We start from the raw sequence: 19,100 nt of genomic DNA on the forward strand, positions 1-19,100 counted from the left end.
GCCATTTCTCTGTCGCAATAAATGACCAGCTAATTAATGCAATTGGTATCAATCTGCCAGTTAGCTTGGCATAGCCGTTCAATAAACCATTGAAAGGCTTTGCCTTGATTATCTTTATGCCACGCAATGTATAAGTCTTGTTTTGGTCTTGGAATGGTGCACTCTTTTTGTACTAGCTCGCCATTTGCAAGATACGGTTTAGCAATATGACTTGGCAAAAATCCCACACCAATGCCGGCAAGTTGGGCTGCGAGTTTTGCCTGCATTGAATTAACATTGATTACTTGCTTGGCACTAAATAGCCCTGTACTTCGCTCTGGCAGCAAAGTGGAAGTGTCTGATACCACAATCGCGGGGTAGTGTTTTAAGTTATCGTCGTCCAGTGGCGTAGTAACCTTTGCCAATGGGTGCGATGCTGCCACAGCAAATATAAAGCTTAGCTCTGCGATTTTGTGGGTGCGATACACGCCTTTTGGCAATTCGCCTGTTGCACCAATAACAATATCGGCACGCTTACTATGTAAGGCATCCCAGCCGCCACCTAAAGCCTCTACGCTTAGTTGAATATCAACTTGCTCAGGCCGTTTGGTGAACTCTTTTAATAACTCAAAAATGACATCTTCTGGGATCACGGTATCACGGGCGATGCGCAGCCGTTTTTCCCAGCCCGATTCTAATTGGCTTACAGCATCGAGCATTTTGCTGGTGGAATGCAAAATTTGCCTGCCATGTTCTAACACCAGCTTACCCGCGGGGGTAAGTACAGCACGCTGCTTTGAACGGTCAAACAGTGGCGTGCCAATGTCTTCTTCAAGTTTTTTGATAGTGTAGCTTAGCGCCGAAGGCACTTTATAAAGTGACTCGGCTGCGGCGGCAAAACTGCCTTTTTTATCGATAGCATCGAGTGCTTTTAGGGCGTCAATAGTGATGGCTTGATACATATTTTTCTATTCAAAAAATTTGAACTAAGGGTTCAAAATGTTCCGGTTTTTTATTGAGTTTAGCATGCTTATACTTAATTTCATCAGTTAAGCAGATGCTTTAACAAATTAGATAAGTTTAAAATTTTTGAGGAATAAATTATGAAAACACTATTAACAACACTTACATCAAGCCAAGCAGGTTACGCAGCACTGGCGTTAAGATTACCTATCGGCATTATTTTTATGGCACATGGTGCGCAAAAATTATTTGCTTGGTTTGGTGGTTATGGCCTTGAGGGCACGGGTGCATGGATGGAGTCTATTGGCTTAGCACCAGGCTATTTAATGGCGCTAATGGCAGGCAGTGCAGAGTTTTTTGGCGGTTTATTTATTTTACTTGGCTTATTAACTCGCCCTGCGGCATTGGCACTTGCAGGCACTATGATTGTTGCAATCTTTACTGTGCACTTTGAAAACGGACTGTTTATGTCTAACAATGGCTATGAGTTTGGCTTAGCATTATTGGCGGCAAGTATTTCTTTGGTGTTCTCGGGTGCGGGTAAAACCTCACTGGATGCGCTTATTTCAGATAAATTGACACAACACGCTTAATTAGGGAGAAAGTACGATGATCACACTTAGAAAAGCAAATGAGCGCGGCGGCGCTGACTATGGCTGGCTTAAGAGCAAACATACTTTCTCTTTTGCAAATTACTACGACCCAAAACACATGGGCTTTTCAGCCCTTCGTGTTATCAATGATGATGTTGTGGCACCGGGCGCTGGGTTTGATACCCATGGCCACCGCGATATGGAAATTATTAGCTATGTATTGTCAGGCATCATTGAACATAAAGACAGTGCGGGCAATATCAAAACGCTTCCAGCGGGTGAATTTCAGTTAATGTCGGCAGGCAAAGGTATTTTTCACAGTGAATACAATGCATCAAATGAAGAAGAGCTTAGATTTTTACAAATCTGGATTGAGCCGAATAGCTTTGGCGACAAACCAGGCTATCAACAAAAAGATTTTGGTAAAGATGTTGGTTTAACGACGATTGTGACGCCAAATGGCGAAAATGGCACGCTTGCGATAAAACAGGATGCAAAGCTACATCAACTGATCCTTGAGCCAAAACAGCAGTATCTATTTGAATCAAATAATGCACCTGTGTATGTACATCAGGTTTCAGGCAGCAGTCTAGTGAATGCTATTCAAATTGAAAGTGGTGATGGTGCAAAAGTGTTAGATGAAACTGAATTAGTATTTGAAAACGTATCTAACACCCCAGCAACATTAATTATTTTTGAATTACCAAAGGTTTAAGGAGCAGAACATGGGATTATTAGTGGAAGGTAAATGGCACGATAAGTGGTACGACACCAAAAACAGTAAAGGTAAGTTTGAACGTGAAGCTGCGCAATTGCGTAACTGGGTAACAAAAGACGGTGAAGCGGGACCTTCAGGTACAAGTGGGTTTGTCGCAGAGTCTGGCCGATACCATTTATATGTGTCACTGGCATGCCCTTGGGCGCACCGCACCCTTATTTTTCGCGCATTAAAAGGGCTAGAACAGCATATTTCTGTATCAGTTGTAAGCCCAGACATGTTAGAGCATGGTTGGACATTTGATAAAACACAGCACAGCACGGGCGATGCATTATTTGATTTTGATTATATGCATCAAATATATACGCGTAATAACGCAAACTACAGCGGCCGTGTTACTGTGCCGGTGCTGTGGGATAAAAAACAAAACTGTATCGTCAGCAATGAGTCATCAGAGATTATTCGCATGTTTAATACCGCCTTTAATCATTTAACAGGCAACGAGCATGACTATTACCCTGAACATTTACGTGCTGAAATTGATGAAATTAACGAATTTGTTTATCACAATATTAATAATGGGGTATACAAAGCAGGTTTTGCGACCACACAAGACGCATATGAAGGGGCTTATAATGCGCTTTTTAATGCCCTTGATAAAGTTGAAGCTATTTTGGCTAAACAACGCTACTTGGTGGGTACACAAATTACCGAGGCAGACTGGCGTTTGTTCACTACCTTAATTCGATTTGATGCGGTTTATTTCTCACACTTTAAATGTAATCAACGTATGCTTGAGTCGTATCCGAACATAGCAAATTATATCCGCGAGCTATATCAAGTTAAGGGCGTGGCTGAAACGGTCGATTTTTATCATATTAAACGCCATTACTATTTTAGCCATACCATGATTAACCCAACGCAAGTGGTACCCGTTGGGCCAAAAGTGGATTACAGCAGCGCACATAATCGTTCATCACTTTAAAAAATTACAGGCAATAAAAAAGGCAGCGAAAGCTGCCTTTTTTAATTAATAACGAATTTGTTATTAAACAACACCGCGCGGAAGACGTGTGTCATGCTCACGCTCAGCAAGCTCTTTAATCCAGAACTCTTCAGCAGTGAAGCCTTCTGGGTTTGGCTTAGTAACTGTGTATTCTTTTTCTTTAGTTGCAGTTACTGGAGCTGCTTTTTTAGTAGCTGCTTTCTTAGCCGGTGCTTTTTTAGCAGCAGGCTTAGCTGGTGCTTCTTCTTTTGCTGCTGGAGCAGAGCCAGATGAAAGTTCCTCTGCAAGCGTTACTAAATCAGCAAGGCGAACGTTTTTACCGCCATCTACACTGTACCAACCACTTTTAGCTGTGATCTCAGGTTTTTTACCATTTGCTGCTTCATACGCTTTTTCAAACGCAGCTAGCACTTCAGTTTTATCGAGTTTACTCATCGTATATCCCGTTTATTTGATACGAAGATTACTGTTAAAAATACATTTATACCTAGTTTCACGTCATTTTTCAATTTTTTGCGAATTTTCTTTATTTTTGACGGTAGGTTAAGGACAATTCAGTGATCAAAAACAACTTATAGGTAAGCATAATGCAACTTTCTAAATTACTCCAAGAATTAGATAGTTTACTAGCCCCCCATAAGGTAAAAGACTTTAGTCCAAACGGCCTTCAGGTAGAAGGAAAAGACACCGTTAGCAAAATTATTACTGGCGTAACAGCAAGCCAAGCGTTAATTGATGCGGCAATAGAAAAAAGTGCGGATGCCATTTTAGTTCACCATGGTTATTTTTGGAAAGGAGAGGCCTATCCAATTACGGGCATGAAAAAACGCCGTATCGGCGCGTTAATTAAAAATGACATCAGCTTAATTGGCTATCATTTGCCGATTGATGTGCATCCAACCCTTGGTAACAATGCAAAACTCGCAGAGCTATTAGATATTGACTATGAAGCAGGCCTTGATCCATTCAGTGAGCCAAGCATTGCGGTGAAAGGGCGCTTAAAAACACCACTGAGCGCCGAAGAGTTTGCCGCTAAAATAGAGCATGTACTTAATCGCAAACCGTTAGTTGAAAGTGTGCGCGGCAAAAAAATAGAAACCATTGCGTGGTGCACCGGCGGTGGTCAAGGTTATATTGATTTAGCTGCAAGCCAAGGCATTGATGCTTACCTTACCGGTGAAGCGTCAGAGCAAACTATTCACAGTGCCCGCGAGCAAAATATAGACTTTTTTGCAGCGGGGCATCACGCCACTGAGCGCTATGGTGTGAAAGCTGTTGGCGAGTATTTAGCTGAGCAATTCGGCTTAGATGTTGAGTTTATTGATATAGATAATCCAGTCTAAACAACAAATAAAAAAGCAGCGATTACGCTGCTTTTTTATTTGGATCTATTTACTGATCCCCATGTACTACTGAGAATGCAGTTTATGCGCTAGTAACCACCTTTTAAAATGGTAATTTGCTGGTCAATCACAGCAAGTTCGCATCGCTTGTATTTTAATGCAGCTTGCTGAGAGTTAGGTAACTCATTGAGATAACGCCATTGGCAGTTATCGGAAATATAGCTATCAAAACTGTTTTTACTGCGTTGAAAACTTAGAAATAATTGGGTATTACCCGTGTTATTTTGCTTTATTTCCACTTCTTTTTCTAATTTAGTGAGCCAAGTTTGACGTGTACGTTTGTGGTCAATAATGGCTTGATCTAAGCATTGTAGCTGTAACACCACTTTGCCTTTGCTACAGGGCTTTTCATCGTTTTGAGCAAATGCATTAATACTCAGCAGCATTAACACGATGTAAAAAAGAGTGTATTTATTCATAATCAAATACCAAAGTGAAAAGGGCGCCACCAAGATTACTGGTGCCAATTGTCATTGTGCCGTTATAGGCATCTACTAAATCACCAACAATGGCCATACCAACACCGTGTCCGTGTTCATAAGTATCTAAGCGTTTGCCACGAATTGTTAGCTCTTCTATTTTATCGGCAGGTATGCCAGGTCCATCATCAGCAATATCAATAATCAGTTTTTGGCCTGATTGCTTAACTTTTATTTCAATTAAAGCATCACACGCTTTACAGGCATTGTCGAGAATATTGCCAAGCAATTCCATTAAATCAGTTTTATCGCCCATAAACACACTTTCTGCATCAATTGACTGAATAAACTGAATATCTTTATCACGATACACTTTGCTCATGGCGTTTAAAATAGAATCGAGTACCGGTTTTACCTTGGTTTGCTTTTTCCATGTGTCAGTGCCACCTGAAGCGGCTTTTTTCAGCTGATGCTCAATCATGTTGCTAATGCGGTCGAGTTGTTCTTGTCCATCGCCATGGCTTGCAAGGTCGCTTGACTTTAAAACCGCAAGCGGCGTTTTGAGTGCATGAGCAAGATCACTTAAAGACGCGCGATATTTATCTTTTTGCCGTTGTTGGGTTGCTAATAATAAGTTGAGATCTTGCTGTATTTTTTCCAGTTCTTCTGGGTACTCACCTGTAATTTGGTCGGCTTTGCCACTTTCAATTGCAACAATTTCTTTATCAAGACGTTTAAGTGGGTGACTGCTCCATAAAAAGCCGAGCATAATCAGTAAGCCCATTACCAAGGCGATAATTGCTAACCAATAGCGCAAGGTTTCGCGGAAATCTTGCATCTGTGAGCGTATTGACTCTTCGTCTTTTAAAACAAGCACAGTGACTTGGTATTCAATGCCATCGGCATCCATAAAAAACAAAAAGCTGAGTTGCCGAAAATCCTTTTCGAGCTCTTCTATTTTTGAAAAGTCCATTACCCCTGGGGCACTGGCAGCATGTTTAGGAATGTATTGATAACCTAAAGTAGATTCAGATTGCCAAGCGATTTCTTTATTTAAATAAATGTACGCAAAGGTGTCGGAAACCGCACGGGTGAGTTCGGGGGCAATTAAATTAATTGGGGCAAGCTGCCCTTGTTCAATTTCAACTTTTGCCATTAACGAATAGAGGTGCGCTTCAAGGGTGCGTTCGGTGTTATCAACTAAGCTTGCGTAAAGAGCCTTACCAATTGAAAAAAACATGGCAGGCATTAGCACTAGAAGCAAAAAGACAAGGATAAATCCTTGCCTAATTTTGAGCGATATACGATGGATCACAATTTACCGCTTAAGCGATAGCCACGGCCACGCAAAGTTTCAATGGGCGCAATAGAGCCATCAGGATCAAGCTTTTTACGTAAGCGAAGCACAAACACTTCAATTACGTTTGAATCAAGGTCGAAATCTTGATCGTAAATATGCTCGGTTAATTCAGATTTTGAAATTACTTTCTCAGGGTTAACCATTAAGTATTCAAGTACTTTGTATTCGTATGCTGTAAGCATTAGCTCTTTTTCGTTTACCCATACTTGTTGCGAACGGGTATGAATACGAATAGGGCCTGCAGTAATGGTTGGGTCGGCTTTTCCGGCGCTGCGTCTAATTAGTGCATTACAACGGGCGATTAACTCTTCGTTATGAAACGGTTTGGTAAGGTAATCGTCAGCACCTGCATCTAAGCCTTCTACTTTATCTTGCCAGCGGTCGCGCGCAGTTAAAATAAGAATTGGAATATCAATGCCTGCCTTACGCGCCTGACTAATTACTTCAATACCATCCATTTTTGGTAAGCCAAGGTCAACAACGGCTAAATCGAGAGGGTATTCAGTTAAGTGAAAAAGGCCGGCTTCGCCATCGTTACACATATCAACACTGTAACGGGTTTTTTCAAGAGCATGTTTTAGGTTATCAGCAAGTTGAAGATCATCTTCAATTATTAAAATACGCATTAGTTTTTGCTTTCCTTTTTTATAGCGCCGTTAGATTTCAAGACTTTAAAATCAACGACCTTGCCTTGTGGTTGTAACATTCTCACTTTATAAAACTGCGAGTTTTCTTTTACGTTTAATACTTTGCCCGGATATTCTTGGGATACTTTTCTTGCAGCACTGCGCTTGTTAAGTCCTAAAGTATTTACATTTTTTAGGGCAGGATTATGCATTCGTTTATGCTGAGGCTGTTTTTGTGCAGGAATATTATTGGCAGCACCATGCGCGTTAAATAACGCCAAAAAACTAAAAAGGCCGATTAAATATTTCATTCTATACTCGCCACAACGTTGAATAAGCTCAATGTAGCAGCGCAACACTGAACTTATTCTGAACCAACTAGGGTAAAACCAATTTAAATGGTTTAACGATAGACTCTTTATAGATGCCTGCTTCAATATATGGGTCATCAGCAGCCCAGCTGCGTGCATCTTCTAACGAATCAAACTTAGCAATTACAAGTGAGCCTGTAAAACCAGCTTCTCCAGGATCTTCGCTATCAATCGCTGGCAATGGGCCGGCAGATAAAAGGCGTTCTTCTGCTTTAAGTGCTTCTAATCGCGCTAAGTGAGCAGGGCGTGCTTCTTTTCGCATTGCCAAGCTGTTTTCAACATCTATTGAGTAAATCATGTACCACATACAGCACCTGTTTGGTTATTTTATTGAATATAAAAATAATTCTATCAACAGAAAGGATAAAACTAAAAATCATTTTTCGCGAAAACTTGAAACAGTACGTTTAACACTGTTAGCATCCAGAACTGAAAATAATAATACTAAGGTTCAGCATGAGTGCATCGAGAGAGCATTTTAGCTCCAAACTCGGATTTATTTTAGCCGCTGCAGGTAGTGCAGTGGGCATTGGAAACCTCGTTGGTTTCCCTGTATCTGCAACCAAAAATGGCGGTGGTGCATTTTTAGTTGTTTATGCATTATTTGTAATTTTTGTTTGTTTACCTGTAATGATGGCCGAAATGGCTATGGGGCGCAGTGCGCAAAAAGACCCGCTAGGCGCATACAATAAATTATCGGGTAACAGCAGTAAGTGGCGATACCCTGGGTTTCTAGCGGTACTTACGCCATTTATGATTGGCGTGTTCTACATGGTGATCACAGTGTGGATCTTTGGTTACCTTGTGCAGGCAGCCATTGGTAATTTAGATGCACTTGCTGAACCCAGCAACTTTGGCCAGTTTATAAACCAAACCAGCGTGTTTTATTACATGGTAGGAGTGGGTGTGCTGGTTAATCTAATTCTACTTGGCGGTGTAAAGCAGGGCATTGAAAAAGCAGCAAAACTACTTATGCCAGCGCTATTTGTGCTGCTAATTGGCCTTGTTGTGTATGTACTGACATTAGATAATGCGATTGCTGGTCTTCGTTATTACGTTGTGCCAGATTTTAGTAAAGTGAATGCTAGTGTGTTAAACGGCGCACTGTCGCAAGCGTTTTTCTCACTGTCACTCGGTATGGGTATTTTAATGACTTACGCCTCGTATATTTCTAAGAAAGAAAATATTGTAGGCAGTGCAAAAATGGTTGCAGTTACAGACTCATTGGTTGCATTTATTGCGGGTTTAATGGTCCTACCAGCGATTTTCAGCTTTAACCCAAACACCAATCCTGCGGAGTTATCGGACTCATCTGTTTCGATGATTTTTGTTTATTTACCAAAAATCTTCCTCGCGATGCAACAAGATATCGGCTACGTAGGCGCAAGCGCGATCGCAGTTATTTTCTTTCTGTTAGTGTTTTTTGCGGCAATTACCTCCCTTGTTTCAATTATTGAAGTACCAACAGCGACCTTAATTGAAGAAAAGGGCGTATCACGTTTTAAAGCATTGCTATTACTTGCAGGTAGCATGGGTATTTTAACCATTTTATGTACCATGTCGTTTGGTATGAGTGAGTGGTTAAGCACAATGTTTAACTATGGTGACCATGACCCTGCAACTAAGAAGAGCCTGTTTGATTTCATTTATGATGTGTTTTACGACACCATCTTGCCGTTAAATGGTTTAATGGTGTGTTTATTCGTAATGTACCGTTGGAAGAAAGCAAAGCTTACAGAAGAGCTTAGCCAAGGCGCACCTGAGTACGCAGGTAGCTTTACCGAGAAGTATGTAAACTTCTCACTATCTACGTTCATTCCATTTATTTTAGCGCTGATTTTTATTAATACAGTTGCTAATAAGTTCTTTGCATATAACTTATTAGGGTTCTAAATAGTTATAAATAAAAGAATAAACTAAATCAGCGGAGCAATTGCTCCGCTTTTTTGTGTCTATCGGCAAAATAAGAGGATGGAAGGTCGAATTATAAAAGTCATAAAATGTAGAATAGTTAATAGAATTAGCTAGTTAGATAGAGTCGAAGAATGGTCAAAATTAATAGTGAACAAAGCAAGCGAAGTGCGCAATTTAAGTTGATTGCTTACACACTTTCTGTGGTTTTAATTACTGGTTGTCTACTTGCACTTACATTAAACAATACATTCAATTGGCTGCTTATTGTGATTGTGGCGCTGTGTATTATTGGCTTTCTAGTTGCTTCACAAGCAGTAGATAATCGCTTTTTGGTGTTGGGTAAAGCGCCTTTAATGCTCGATAGTAAAATTGTGATGTTAGGCGTTGAAACAAAAGGGCAAATAGTCATTAATCAGCCGCATTTTAAGAAGTTTAATACAGCGATACTTCAAATACTCGCCCCCGGTTATGAAAGCGGATTAAATGAAATTTGGTCAGATACCTTGCCGTTAAATCGTTCGTATGAGGGTGATACTACCTTACTTGATTTTACCTTTACATTCCCCACACAAATAAAGCTTCATTCAGGCACACGTTGTTACTTAGAAATAAGTTATGTTGAGAATATGCAAGAAGTGAAGCGTACCTATCGTTTAAACGTACGGGATCCGAAAGTAAGGATGTTGTAGGAGTGTGTTTCTTTTTTACGTATTGTCATTATTAATGATGCTTTATAAGAGTTGATTAAGTTAGAGGGAAATAAGTTAAATCTCAGCTAATGTAAATTAATTAAGATTGGTTTGTTGCGCTGGCGATGGCAGCGTCCGTGATTTTATCTAGCGCCATCCATCGCGCTCTCTTGTTCATTTTTATTACACGAAAAAAACGAACTACAAATTTATCTGGAATAAAAAAAGTCAATAACGCAATTAAATTTACAACCGTAAAACCAGCGTGTATGAAACTCCATTTTATGAGTAGCGCCATCGAAAACTAATGCCTCGTTAGTATTCTTTTAATTTGTTGATAGTTGAATCCAGAGCCTTTGACATGTGCTTTCCTCTTGGATCAGTATGCTCACCATATTCAAATTTCATGAGCTCTAAAACTGGAATACTGGCAAATGCAAACTTAGTAAATGCTTGTAATTGATAGATAGCAGCAATTTGTTGAACCATTTTTACTGTTTTACCATTTTCGTCTATACCAGATGCAATGAGTACCATTTTGTGAAATGCATCATAATGCTTTTGTTCTTGTTCACGGTTTCTTTGGTCTATCCACTTTACCAGCCCAATCATAAATGAAATTGCAGCACCACAAAGGGTAATTAATGATGCATACTTTAATAATTCTTCCACGATATATCCTTAACGTATAACAACTTATTAGCGAGATCTTTCAAGTTAGATGTCCATTAACCTTAAGTTTCGCTTTTTGATTATTAAAAACTCATATTAAATCAGATAGTAAGATAAATAAACTGGTTATGTGCGGGTGGTTGAGAGGGGCTATATATTTTTTATAAAAAAGGCGCTTATAAGCGCCCTTTAAATATTGTAGAAAGTTATAGTTGTTTAATGCGGGGTGCAATCAAACTTTTCATTGGTGTAAAAAGCGGCGTAGGCGATGCCACTAAGGGTAAAGTACATGGTGAGTACAAAGAGTAAGAAGGTGCCTACATTTAAGCCTGAATTATTAAATGCGCTCATCATAAATACGGCAAAGCCAATCCCTATAGGTAAGCACAGTAATGTTTTAAATAGGTTTTCGTTTTTAATTTCGTATTCTTTTTCTTGTTGGTTATCTGTGTTCATTAAAGCCTCGACTAAGATTTTTGTTGTAACCACTTAAGTGGCTGAGTTTTAGTTTTTCTTCGGGCCTGTTTATCTCGATATAATTCTTTGAGAAAACGCAACAGGTTATTAAACGTTCAATTTAATACTAGATCGATTTAAAAAATTTTCCTAATTATCAAAGTTCAAAGAGTTATATTTGTGGTTTTGCAGTGCATGAGCTGCTAACTAGAGGCGTCAATTAACCTTTGTTAGTGCAAATATAAGGTAAGTAAATCGTGAGTATTTCAGCATAAAATTAAATGGGCGAGGGAGAGCGTAACAAGGAAATTTAGGCGTAATGTTTTGACTTTTTGGGGTTGTAAAACAGCAATTTACTAAAAAAGGAGCGATTGTCGCTCCTTTTTATATTTAAACCATACTAACAATTATTATGGTTATTCGCTTTTTTGTTCTTCATCGTCAGGCAAATATTGATAAAGCATGGCGATGGTAACGATAAGTGCAATAAAAGTGGCAGCGGTAATACCAAACACTTTGAAATTAACCCAAAAATCGAGTGAAAATGCATAGGCAACGTAAATATTAACAGCTGCGATTAGGTATAAAAATAGGCTCCAAAATAGATTTATCCTGTCCCAAAGCGGTTCTGGAATTTCTATTTTTTGCTCGGAGTCATTTGCTGAAGCTAGAATTGAGCCCAACATTTTCGCTATCAGATTTTTTTGAAATAAGTAACGAGATACCAATAAAATGGTAGCAAAGCCCGCATAAACTACGGTGGCTTTCCACTTAATAAACTGCTCATCTTGGAAAAGAATAGTGAGTGAGCCAAGGCCAACCGCTAAACCAAACAATACCCAATGTTTTGTCGCCACTTTCTTTTCGATAAAGAAGTAATAGGCAATTTGTAAGATAGACGCACTGATAAGTACACCCGTTGCCCAAAAGATATCCATGGTTTTATAGAGAATGAAAAATAAAATCAGGGGAGCATATTCAAATAACGCGAGCATTGTTTACCTCATAACTGATGCTGAACATTTACCTTACACCAGAATTAATACGTAACACCAGAGTTTGGCTTTAAAAAAAGGGCGCTTAGCGCCCTTATTATTTAACTTAAACGTTATTTTTGTGTTGCAGCTTTCATATTGCGTACAAAGCTTTCAAGCTCGTTTAGCATGGTTTCAGGTGCATCAAGATTATTCTCGATGATCCTCACCACAGCAGAGCCTGAAATGGCACCTGCAGCACCTGAGGCAATTGCTGCTTGTACATCTTCCGGTGTTGAAATGCCAAAACCCAGTAATGCTGGTGCAGCATGGAAGTTTAATAACTTTTTGATCATAGAATCCGCAGGCATTTGCGCTTTGGTTTCAGTACCCGTAACACCTGCGCGCGATAGCAAATAGGTATAGCCACGGCCGTAAGATGCGCATTGGCGAAGTGTATCGTCATCGGCATTTGGCGTGGCAATAAAAATAGGCTCTATCTCAGCTTGCATAGCCGCTTGTCTAAACATTTTTGACTCATGTAGTGGCACATCAGCAACTAAAATTGAATCTACGCCCACTTCTTTTGCTGTGCGATAAAAGTTATCAATGCCTTGCGCTAACACTAGGTTTGAATAAAGCAGTAAACCAATTGGAATATCTGCGTTGTACTCACGTACTTTGCGAATGATTTCAAAGCTCTCAGCTGTAGTGATGTGATTTTCAAGGGCACGAATATTTGCCGCCTGAATCACCGAGCCATCAGCGATTGGATCAGAGAATGCAATACCAAGCTCGAGTGCATCAGCGCCGCCGTCAATTAGGCGTTTAATAATCTCAAAGCTTAACTCTTTGTTTGGGTCGCCAATGGTAACGAATGGTACAAACGCACCTTGGTTAACTTCATTTAATGCGTGAAATGCTTGTTGATAGCGGCTCATAGTTTGCCTCCTTGATTTAACACTGTATGCACGTGTGCTAAATCTTTGTCACCACGGCCACTTAAATTCACTACAATAATGGTTTCTTCACTTTGTTCTTCAGCCAGCTTTAATGCGTAAGCAAGGGCATGGCTTGATTCAAGCGCCGGAATAATCCCTTCGTTTTTCGCAAGTAGCTGGAATGCTTCTAACGCTTCATCATCGGTGATGCCAACGTATTGTGCTCGGCCTGTTTCTGCAAGATGTGCATGCTGAGGGCCAACCGCTGGGTAATCAAGACCTGCAGATACAGAGTAAGACTCTTCGATTTGGCCGTTGCTGTCTTGCATAATAAAGGTGTATGCACCGTGCAAAATGCCTTTTGTACCTTTACAAATTGCAGCACCATGCTCTTCTGTATCAAGGCCTTTACCTGCTGGCTCTACACCAACCAGTTTTACACTTTCTTCCTTGATAAAGTCATTAAACATACCAATTGCGTTAGAGCCACCACCAACACACGCAATCACGTAATCTGGTAGGCGGCCTTCTGTATCAAGCACTTGTTGTTTTGCCTCTTCACCGATCATTTTTTGGAAGTCGCGTACAAGTGTTGGGAATGGGTGCGGGCCTGCTGCTGTACCAAGTAAGTAGTGAGCCGTATCGTAGTTTGCTGACCAGTCACGCATTGCTTCGTTAACCGCATCTTTTAATGTGCCAGAACCTGCAGTTACAGGAATGACTTCTGCGCCCATTAGTTTCATTCTAAATACGTTTGGTTGCTGGCGTTCTACGTCTTTTGCACCCATGTAAACGCGGCATTTTAAGCCAAGTAGTGCGCAAGCTAGGGCTGTAGCTACACCGTGCTGACCAGCACCGGTTTCCGCAATAACTTCTTTTTTGCCCATACGTTTTGTTAGTAATGCCTGACCTAACACTTGGTTGGTTTTATGTGCGCCACCGTGCAGTAAATCTTCACGTTTTAGGTAAAGTTTTACTTTAGGGTTTTTCACTAAGTTGCGTGTAAGCGTCAGTGGCGTAGGGCGACCGGCATATTCATTAAGCAGCTTTTCAAACTCTGCATGAAAGCTTGAGTCGTTCTTTGCTTTATTAAATTCACTTTCAAGTTGTTTTAAGGCGGGTACCAGAAGTTCTGGTACGTACATGCCGCCAAAATCGCCGAAATAGGCTGGGTTTTTATTTTCCACCTCAAGATTCCTTTATCTTAGAAAACACAGAATTAATTTGTTGATGACATTTTTTACCTGGGCTTGTTTCAATGCCCGAATTTAAATCAAGGCCAATAGCTTGGGTTGCAAGTGCGTCTTGAATATTGTCGTTATTTAAACCGCCTGCAAGCATGTAGTTGCGCTCGTTAATCAGCACATCCCAATTAAAGGTTTGCCCCGTACCACCGCTTTGGTTGCCGACTTTGGTATCAAATAAATAGCGGTCAGCACCTTGGCTCTTATGTTCAATCACATCGCTTACCGCAACGGCTTTCCATACTTGCACGCTTGCTGGTAGCGCTTTTTTAAGCGCAGCAATGTACGCTTCGTCTTCATCGCCATGTAACTGTACTGCAACCAGTTTTAGCTCAACGGCAATATGTACGATGGTGTCGATTGTTTCGTTTACAAATACGCCAACAAAGCCTAAGTCGCAGCTATCGGCAATTGGTTTTGCGCAGTCAATATCAACATAACGCGGCGATTTTGCATAAAAAATTAGGCCACCAAATACCGCGCCCGCATTATATGCGGCAATCGCATCTTGCGAGCGCGTTAAGCCGCAAATTTTATTTTCACCTAAAATCAGCTTACGACAAGCTAAGTCAAGGTTCTGTTCAGCCATCAGTGAGCTGCCAACTAAAAAGCCGTTACACAGTGATTTTAAGCGTTTTACATCAGCGTGAGTGTAAATGCCTGACTCTGAAATAACCACTTTCCCTGCAGGGATTAACGCACGAAGAGCTTCTGTAGTGGCAAGATCGGTACTTAAGTCACGTAGGTTACGGTTATTAATACCAATAATCTCAGCGTCGAGTGCTAATGCGCGGTGTACTTCTTCTTCATTACTCACTTCGGTCAAAATTGCCATATTGAGCGATTTTGCCACTTTAGCAAGCGCGCAGTACTCTTCATCATTTAGCACACTTAGCATCAATAAAATTGCATCACCACCGTGCAGGCGCGCTAAATACACTTGGTATTCATCGATGAAGAAATCTTTACAAATAAGCGGTTGATTCACCAATGAGCGAACTTTAGTTAAGTAATCAAAACTGCCTTGAAAGTATTTCTCGTCAGTAAGTACGCTAATACACGCAGCGTAGTGCTTGTAAGCACCAGTAATTTCGTCAAGATTAAAATCATCGCGAATAAGCCCTTTTGAAGGTGAGGCTTTTTTACACTCTAAAATAAAGTTAGTGCCGGGTTTTGCCAGCTCGCCGTAAAAATCACGCTCGGTTGGTACCACCTCATCAATAAAGCTTTCAAGTGGCTTATTGGCTTTACGCGATTCAAGCTCAATTCGTTTATCAGCAACAATTTTTTCTAATACATTAGCCATGAGACACCTCGATAATGCGTGATAAGTGTGAAAATGCTGCGCCACTTGCCAAGTGGTTTTGTACCGCCTGTGTTGCGTCTTTAAAATTGCTGTAGTCGCCTTGCATTACCAGCACGGCTGCAACATTTGCGGCAATCGCTGCATTATGCGCAGGCTTGCCTTCACCTTTTAAAATCGCAAGGCTTGCCGCTGCATTATATTCTGGCTCGCCGCCTTCAATCTCTGATAGGGCATAGTTATCAAGACCAAAATCTTGCGGCTGTAAGGTGTACTCGGTAATTTCGCCGTCTTTTAGCTCGGCAACTTGTGTTTCACCGTGCAGGGCAATTTCATCGGTACCTGCGCCGTGTACTACCATAACACGCTCACAGCCAAGTAGTTTAAGCGTTTGCGCCATTGGGCGCAGTAATTCAGGGGTGTAAACACCAAGCAGTTGATGGCTTGGTTTTGCAGGGTTTGCCAAAGGCCCCAAAATATTAAATAAGGTGCGTGTTTTAAGTGCGGTACGCACTGGCATCGCATATTTCACACCAGCATGGTAAAGCGGTGCAAATAAAAAGGTAAAATGGGTTTTTGCGAGGCAGTTTTCTGCTTGTGCCACGCTCATATTAATATTGATACCAAGGGCATTAAGTAAGTCAGACGAGCCCGATTTACTTGAAACACTGCGGTTACCGTGTTTTACCATATTAACGCCCATACTTGCGGCAACAATGGCAGCGGTTGTTGATACGTTAATCGAATTGGCACCATCACCACCGGTGCCACATGAATCAAAACTAATGGCACTTGGGTTAGTAAATGTCACTGCATTATCGCGCATGGCTTTGGCAGCACCTGCAATTTCATTGTCGGTCTCGCCTTTAATTTTAAGCGCAGTCAATGCTGCTGCAAGCTCGATTTCGCTTACTTGGCCTGTCATTACAAGATTAAAAAACTCGCTGCTTTGCTCAAACGTTAAATCTTGTTGTTCGATTAAGAGATTAACAAGTGGTTGCATTATGCGCCCTCCACATTGGCTAAATAAGCTAGGCTTTGCTTTAACAGCTGTGAGCCATTTGGCGTTAAAATTGATTCAGGGTGAAACTGAAACCCAATAACTTTATCTTGCTCTTGAATAATTGCCATAGGAATTGTGTCGTAGCTGGCAATAACATCAAGGCTATCTGGTACTTCGGTTGCCATGAGTGAATGGTAACGCGCCACTGGTATTTGCGAATGTAAGCCACTAAATACTGCGTGCTCTTTAAGTTCTATAAGTGATGATTTGCCATGCACTGTTTCACCTGCATGACCAACCACACCACCGTAACACTCCACAATGGCTTGGTGGCCTAAACAAATACCCAGCATAGGGTAGTGGCCTTTCGCTTTATTGATTAGCTCAATTAAATTGCCCGCTTGTTTTGGCGTGCCAGGGCCAGGTGAAAGCACTAACGTTACAGGGCAAGTTTCCTCTGCCATTTTGCTTAAAATGGTGTCAGCCGGAACATGATTACGATAAACCACCAGTTCAAAGCCTAATTGCTCAAATTCATCCACCAAGTTGTAGCTAAACGAATCAAAATTATCGATAAAATAAATTTTTGCCTGCGCCATTAGGCTTCTCCTTGATAGATAGACTTAATTGCACGAATAACTGCTTGTGCTTTTTGGCGAGTTTCGTTTGCTTCGAGTTGCGGCACAGAGTCATATACGACGCCCGCACCAGCTTGTACGTATGCCATATTATCTTTAACAAAGGCACTACGAATAACAATGCAGCTGTCCATTGCACCATCACCAGTTAGATAACCCACAGCACCACCGTAGCTGCCTCGGCGTTTTTTTACTTTTGGTGAGCCAACCAAGGTGCCCATATTCATGCACGCTTGGTAGGCATGTAGTGCATCCAGCTCAGGTTTTAATTGGCCCACCACGCGCGACACTAGATGCATTACTTGTGAGTAGCGGTCAACTTTTAATAATTCTTTTACATAGCGCGACCCCGGCGTTGAAATACGGGCAATGTCGTTGCGCGCTAAATCAACTAGCATAATGTGTTCGGCGCGCTCTTTTTTATCATCGCGCAAATCCAGTTCAATTTTGCTATCAAGGTCAAAGTTAATGCTGCCATCTGCATTTTTACCACGGGCACGCGTACCGGCAATTGGATAGACCTCTACTTGATTGGTGCTTTGGCAATATTTAAGCGCAGATTCGGGTGATGCACCAAATAACACAAAGTTTTCATCTTTCATGTAGAACATGTAAGGGCTTGGGTTTTGTGTTTTAAGTTGGTGATATGCTGCAAGCGAGTCAGCACAGGGTAATGAAAAACAGCGAGACGGCACTACTTGGAAAATGTCGCCATCAACAATGTGCTTTTTAAGGGTTTCGACTTGCTGACAAAAGGTTTCGTCGTCAATATCTACAGACTCAGTGACATCACCCGGAAAGGTAGCGGCATTATAAGCGGGTAAATCGTCACACAGTTTATTAAGTGCTTCTAGCTTTTGGCCTACTTCAAAACAGTTGGCGTGTGCGTCGGGGCCGCTAAATACATTACCAATTAGTTCTGTGGTATTTGCTTGATGGTCGATAACAATCAGTGTTTCTGCTAAATAAAAAACAAAATCAGGGGTTGTGTTATCACCGTTTGGTACGTCTGGCAGTGACTCAAAATTCGCTACCATATCGTAGGCAAAAGTACCGCCTAAAAATACTGCAAAATGAGACTCTGTGGTGCTTTCAATATTATTGACACATTGTCTTAATGCGGTAAATGCATTGTCTGCCACTAATCGACTGGCTTCATCCATTAAGCTGGTATCGCGTTCAAATATAACACGTAGGCTTGAATCTGTAAGTTCAACGTTGTGTTCTTTAAAAAAGCCAGCTAAATGGGGTAGTAGCTGTTTGCCGTTATTGCTTTTTGCATCAAACGTTACCGTGTCACCATTACATTCAATACGAATAGCAGCATCAGCTAAAATTAAACTTTTTACATTATCTTTTGAATCAATTTCCGCTGATTCTAACAATAAGCTATTAAAGTTAGTCGGGTTGTTACATACCGCGCTGTAAAGTGCCAGTGGACTTTCAATGTAGTCCCGCGCCAGCGAAATGCTGGTAACTTTACCGACCTCGGTTGATATATGACTAAATATCACGCCTCATTCCTTATACAAAAAAGCCCGCTTAGAAGGCGGGCTGAATAATAGACAAACAGAATCCTCCCGCGTTAATTACAGGAACCACCACCATTGGATTAGTTGTTTGTTATTACTCATTATTCACCTCAAATTAGACATAAAAAAACCCGCACATTGTGCGGGTTTTAAGAATAGTTTAGATACAATTATTCCCACCCGCGATTACGAGTGCCACCACCATACTGTTTTGATTTGTGAAGTTACTAATTGCATTTAAACGATTCCTAAAATGTTTCAGCCATAGTAAACCCCAGATTGTATACATGAGTCAA

General features: G+C 41.0%; 22 protein-coding genes. 6 read left to right on the plus strand and 16 right to left on the minus strand.

Annotated features, from left to right (window positions below):
- Nucleotides 1-29: 29 nt before the first annotated feature.
- The gene (locus ON073_RS08745) at nucleotides 30-941 is read right to left on the minus strand and encodes a LysR substrate-binding domain-containing protein (protein WP_274761505.1); all 912 of its coding nucleotides are present in this window, start codon (nucleotides 939-941) and stop codon (nucleotides 30-32) included.
- 141 nt (nucleotides 942-1,082) lie between these two features.
- Here ON073_RS08745 and ON073_RS08750 point away from each other — a divergent pair, with 141 nt between their 5' ends.
- From ON073_RS08750 to ON073_RS08760, 3 genes are read left to right on the plus strand one after another with little or no spacing between them, the layout of a single operon-like run.
- Nucleotides 1,083-1,535, plus strand: coding sequence for a DoxX family protein (locus ON073_RS08750; protein ID WP_274761506.1), 453 nt, complete (start codon nucleotides 1,083-1,085; stop codon nucleotides 1,533-1,535).
- Between the two features lie 16 nt (nucleotides 1,536-1,551).
- Nucleotides 1,552-2,250: a pirin family protein gene (locus tag ON073_RS08755; RefSeq protein WP_274761507.1), complete on the plus strand. Its 699-nt coding sequence runs from the start codon at nucleotides 1,552-1,554 to the stop codon at nucleotides 2,248-2,250.
- A gap of 10 nt (nucleotides 2,251-2,260) precedes the next feature.
- Nucleotides 2,261-3,238 (plus strand): glutathione S-transferase family protein, encoded by a 978-nt coding sequence (locus tag ON073_RS08760; RefSeq protein WP_274761508.1) that lies wholly within the window; start codon nucleotides 2,261-2,263, stop codon nucleotides 3,236-3,238.
- Between the two features lie 63 nt (nucleotides 3,239-3,301).
- On the opposite strand, the gene ON073_RS08765 is transcribed toward ON073_RS08760, so the two are convergent.
- A complete protein-coding gene (locus tag ON073_RS08765) occupies nucleotides 3,302-3,694 on the minus strand; it encodes a hypothetical protein (RefSeq protein WP_010560357.1) in 393 nt (130 codons plus the stop codon).
- A gap of 152 nt (nucleotides 3,695-3,846) precedes the next feature.
- Between ON073_RS08765 and ON073_RS08770 the strand changes: the two genes are divergently transcribed.
- Entirely contained in the window at nucleotides 3,847-4,602 is a 756-nt protein-coding gene (locus ON073_RS08770) for a Nif3-like dinuclear metal center hexameric protein (protein WP_274761509.1), read from the plus strand.
- 89 nt (nucleotides 4,603-4,691) lie between these two features.
- Here the strand turns inward: ON073_RS08770 and ON073_RS08775 are convergent, their stop codons facing one another.
- From ON073_RS08775 to ON073_RS08795, 5 genes are all read right to left on the minus strand, one after another.
- The gene (locus ON073_RS08775) at nucleotides 4,692-5,081 is read right to left on the minus strand and encodes a hypothetical protein (RefSeq protein WP_274761510.1); all 390 of its coding nucleotides are present in this window, start codon (nucleotides 5,079-5,081) and stop codon (nucleotides 4,692-4,694) included.
- Nucleotides 5,074-6,399, minus strand: coding sequence for an ATP-binding protein (locus tag ON073_RS08780; RefSeq protein ID WP_274761547.1), 1,326 nt, complete (start codon nucleotides 6,397-6,399; stop codon nucleotides 5,074-5,076). Before ON073_RS08780 ends, ON073_RS08775 begins: the two co-directional genes overlap by 8 nt.
- Nucleotides 6,393-7,067 (minus strand): response regulator transcription factor, encoded by a 675-nt coding sequence (locus ON073_RS08785; RefSeq protein WP_274761511.1) that lies wholly within the window; start codon nucleotides 7,065-7,067, stop codon nucleotides 6,393-6,395. The genes ON073_RS08780 and ON073_RS08785 overlap by 7 nt, the downstream gene beginning before the upstream one ends.
- Nucleotides 7,067-7,378 (minus strand): PepSY domain-containing protein, encoded by a 312-nt coding sequence (locus ON073_RS08790; RefSeq protein WP_274761512.1) that lies wholly within the window; start codon nucleotides 7,376-7,378, stop codon nucleotides 7,067-7,069. Before ON073_RS08790 ends, ON073_RS08785 begins: the two co-directional genes overlap by 1 nt.
- A gap of 67 nt (nucleotides 7,379-7,445) precedes the next feature.
- Entirely contained in the window at nucleotides 7,446-7,745 is a 300-nt protein-coding gene (locus ON073_RS08795; protein ID WP_274761513.1) for a YciI family protein, read from the minus strand.
- 149 nt (nucleotides 7,746-7,894) lie between these two features.
- On the opposite strand from ON073_RS08795, the gene ON073_RS08800 reads away from it, so the two are divergent.
- Nucleotides 7,895-9,331 (plus strand): sodium-dependent transporter, encoded by a 1,437-nt coding sequence (locus ON073_RS08800; protein WP_274761514.1) that lies wholly within the window; start codon nucleotides 7,895-7,897, stop codon nucleotides 9,329-9,331.
- Between the two features lie 152 nt (nucleotides 9,332-9,483).
- The gene (locus ON073_RS08805) at nucleotides 9,484-10,041 is read left to right on the plus strand and encodes a hypothetical protein (RefSeq protein WP_274761516.1); all 558 of its coding nucleotides are present in this window, start codon (nucleotides 9,484-9,486) and stop codon (nucleotides 10,039-10,041) included.
- 315 nt (nucleotides 10,042-10,356) lie between these two features.
- On the opposite strand, the gene ON073_RS08810 is transcribed toward ON073_RS08805, so the two are convergent.
- The 9 genes from ON073_RS08810 to ON073_RS08850 form a co-directional block, all read right to left on the minus strand.
- Nucleotides 10,357-10,713 (minus strand): hypothetical protein, encoded by a 357-nt coding sequence (locus ON073_RS08810; RefSeq protein WP_274761518.1) that lies wholly within the window; start codon nucleotides 10,711-10,713, stop codon nucleotides 10,357-10,359.
- 216 nt (nucleotides 10,714-10,929) lie between these two features.
- Nucleotides 10,930-11,169: a hypothetical protein gene (locus tag ON073_RS08815; RefSeq protein WP_274761519.1), complete on the minus strand. Its 240-nt coding sequence runs from the start codon at nucleotides 11,167-11,169 to the stop codon at nucleotides 10,930-10,932.
- Between the two features lie 416 nt (nucleotides 11,170-11,585).
- On the minus strand, nucleotides 11,586-12,164 hold the full coding sequence (locus tag ON073_RS08820) for an inner membrane-spanning protein YciB (RefSeq protein WP_274761520.1): 579 nt from the start codon (nucleotides 12,162-12,164) through the stop codon (nucleotides 11,586-11,588).
- A gap of 113 nt (nucleotides 12,165-12,277) precedes the next feature.
- Nucleotides 12,278-13,084: a tryptophan synthase subunit alpha gene (trpA, locus tag ON073_RS08825; protein WP_274761521.1), complete on the minus strand. Its 807-nt coding sequence runs from the start codon at nucleotides 13,082-13,084 to the stop codon at nucleotides 12,278-12,280.
- Nucleotides 13,081-14,271 carry a tryptophan synthase subunit beta gene (gene trpB / locus ON073_RS08830; protein ID WP_274761522.1) on the minus strand — a complete coding sequence of 397 codons (1,191 nt, stop codon included), beginning with the start codon at nucleotides 14,269-14,271 and terminating at the stop codon, nucleotides 13,081-13,083. The genes trpA and trpB overlap by 4 nt, the downstream gene beginning before the upstream one ends.
- Before the next feature lies 1 nt (nucleotide 14,272).
- On the minus strand, nucleotides 14,273-15,634 hold the full coding sequence (trpCF, locus tag ON073_RS08835; RefSeq protein ID WP_274761523.1) for a bifunctional indole-3-glycerol-phosphate synthase TrpC/phosphoribosylanthranilate isomerase TrpF: 1,362 nt from the start codon (nucleotides 15,632-15,634) through the stop codon (nucleotides 14,273-14,275).
- Complete coding sequence (gene trpD / locus ON073_RS08840) at nucleotides 15,627-16,634, minus strand: anthranilate phosphoribosyltransferase (RefSeq protein WP_274761524.1); 1,008 nt, start codon at nucleotides 16,632-16,634, stop codon at nucleotides 15,627-15,629. The genes trpCF and trpD overlap by 8 nt, the downstream gene beginning before the upstream one ends.
- Entirely contained in the window at nucleotides 16,634-17,233 is a 600-nt protein-coding gene (locus ON073_RS08845) for an aminodeoxychorismate/anthranilate synthase component II (RefSeq protein ID WP_274761525.1), read from the minus strand. Before ON073_RS08845 ends, trpD begins: the two co-directional genes overlap by 1 nt.
- Nucleotides 17,233-18,786, minus strand: coding sequence for an anthranilate synthase component 1 (locus tag ON073_RS08850; RefSeq protein ID WP_274761526.1), 1,554 nt, complete (start codon nucleotides 18,784-18,786; stop codon nucleotides 17,233-17,235). Before ON073_RS08850 ends, ON073_RS08845 begins: the two co-directional genes overlap by 1 nt.
- Between the last annotated feature and the right edge of the window lie 314 nt (nucleotides 18,787-19,100).

It is taken from the genome of Pseudoalteromonas sp. G4 (assembly GCF_028875915.1).
Lineage (GTDB): Bacteria > Pseudomonadota > Gammaproteobacteria > Enterobacterales > Alteromonadaceae > Pseudoalteromonas.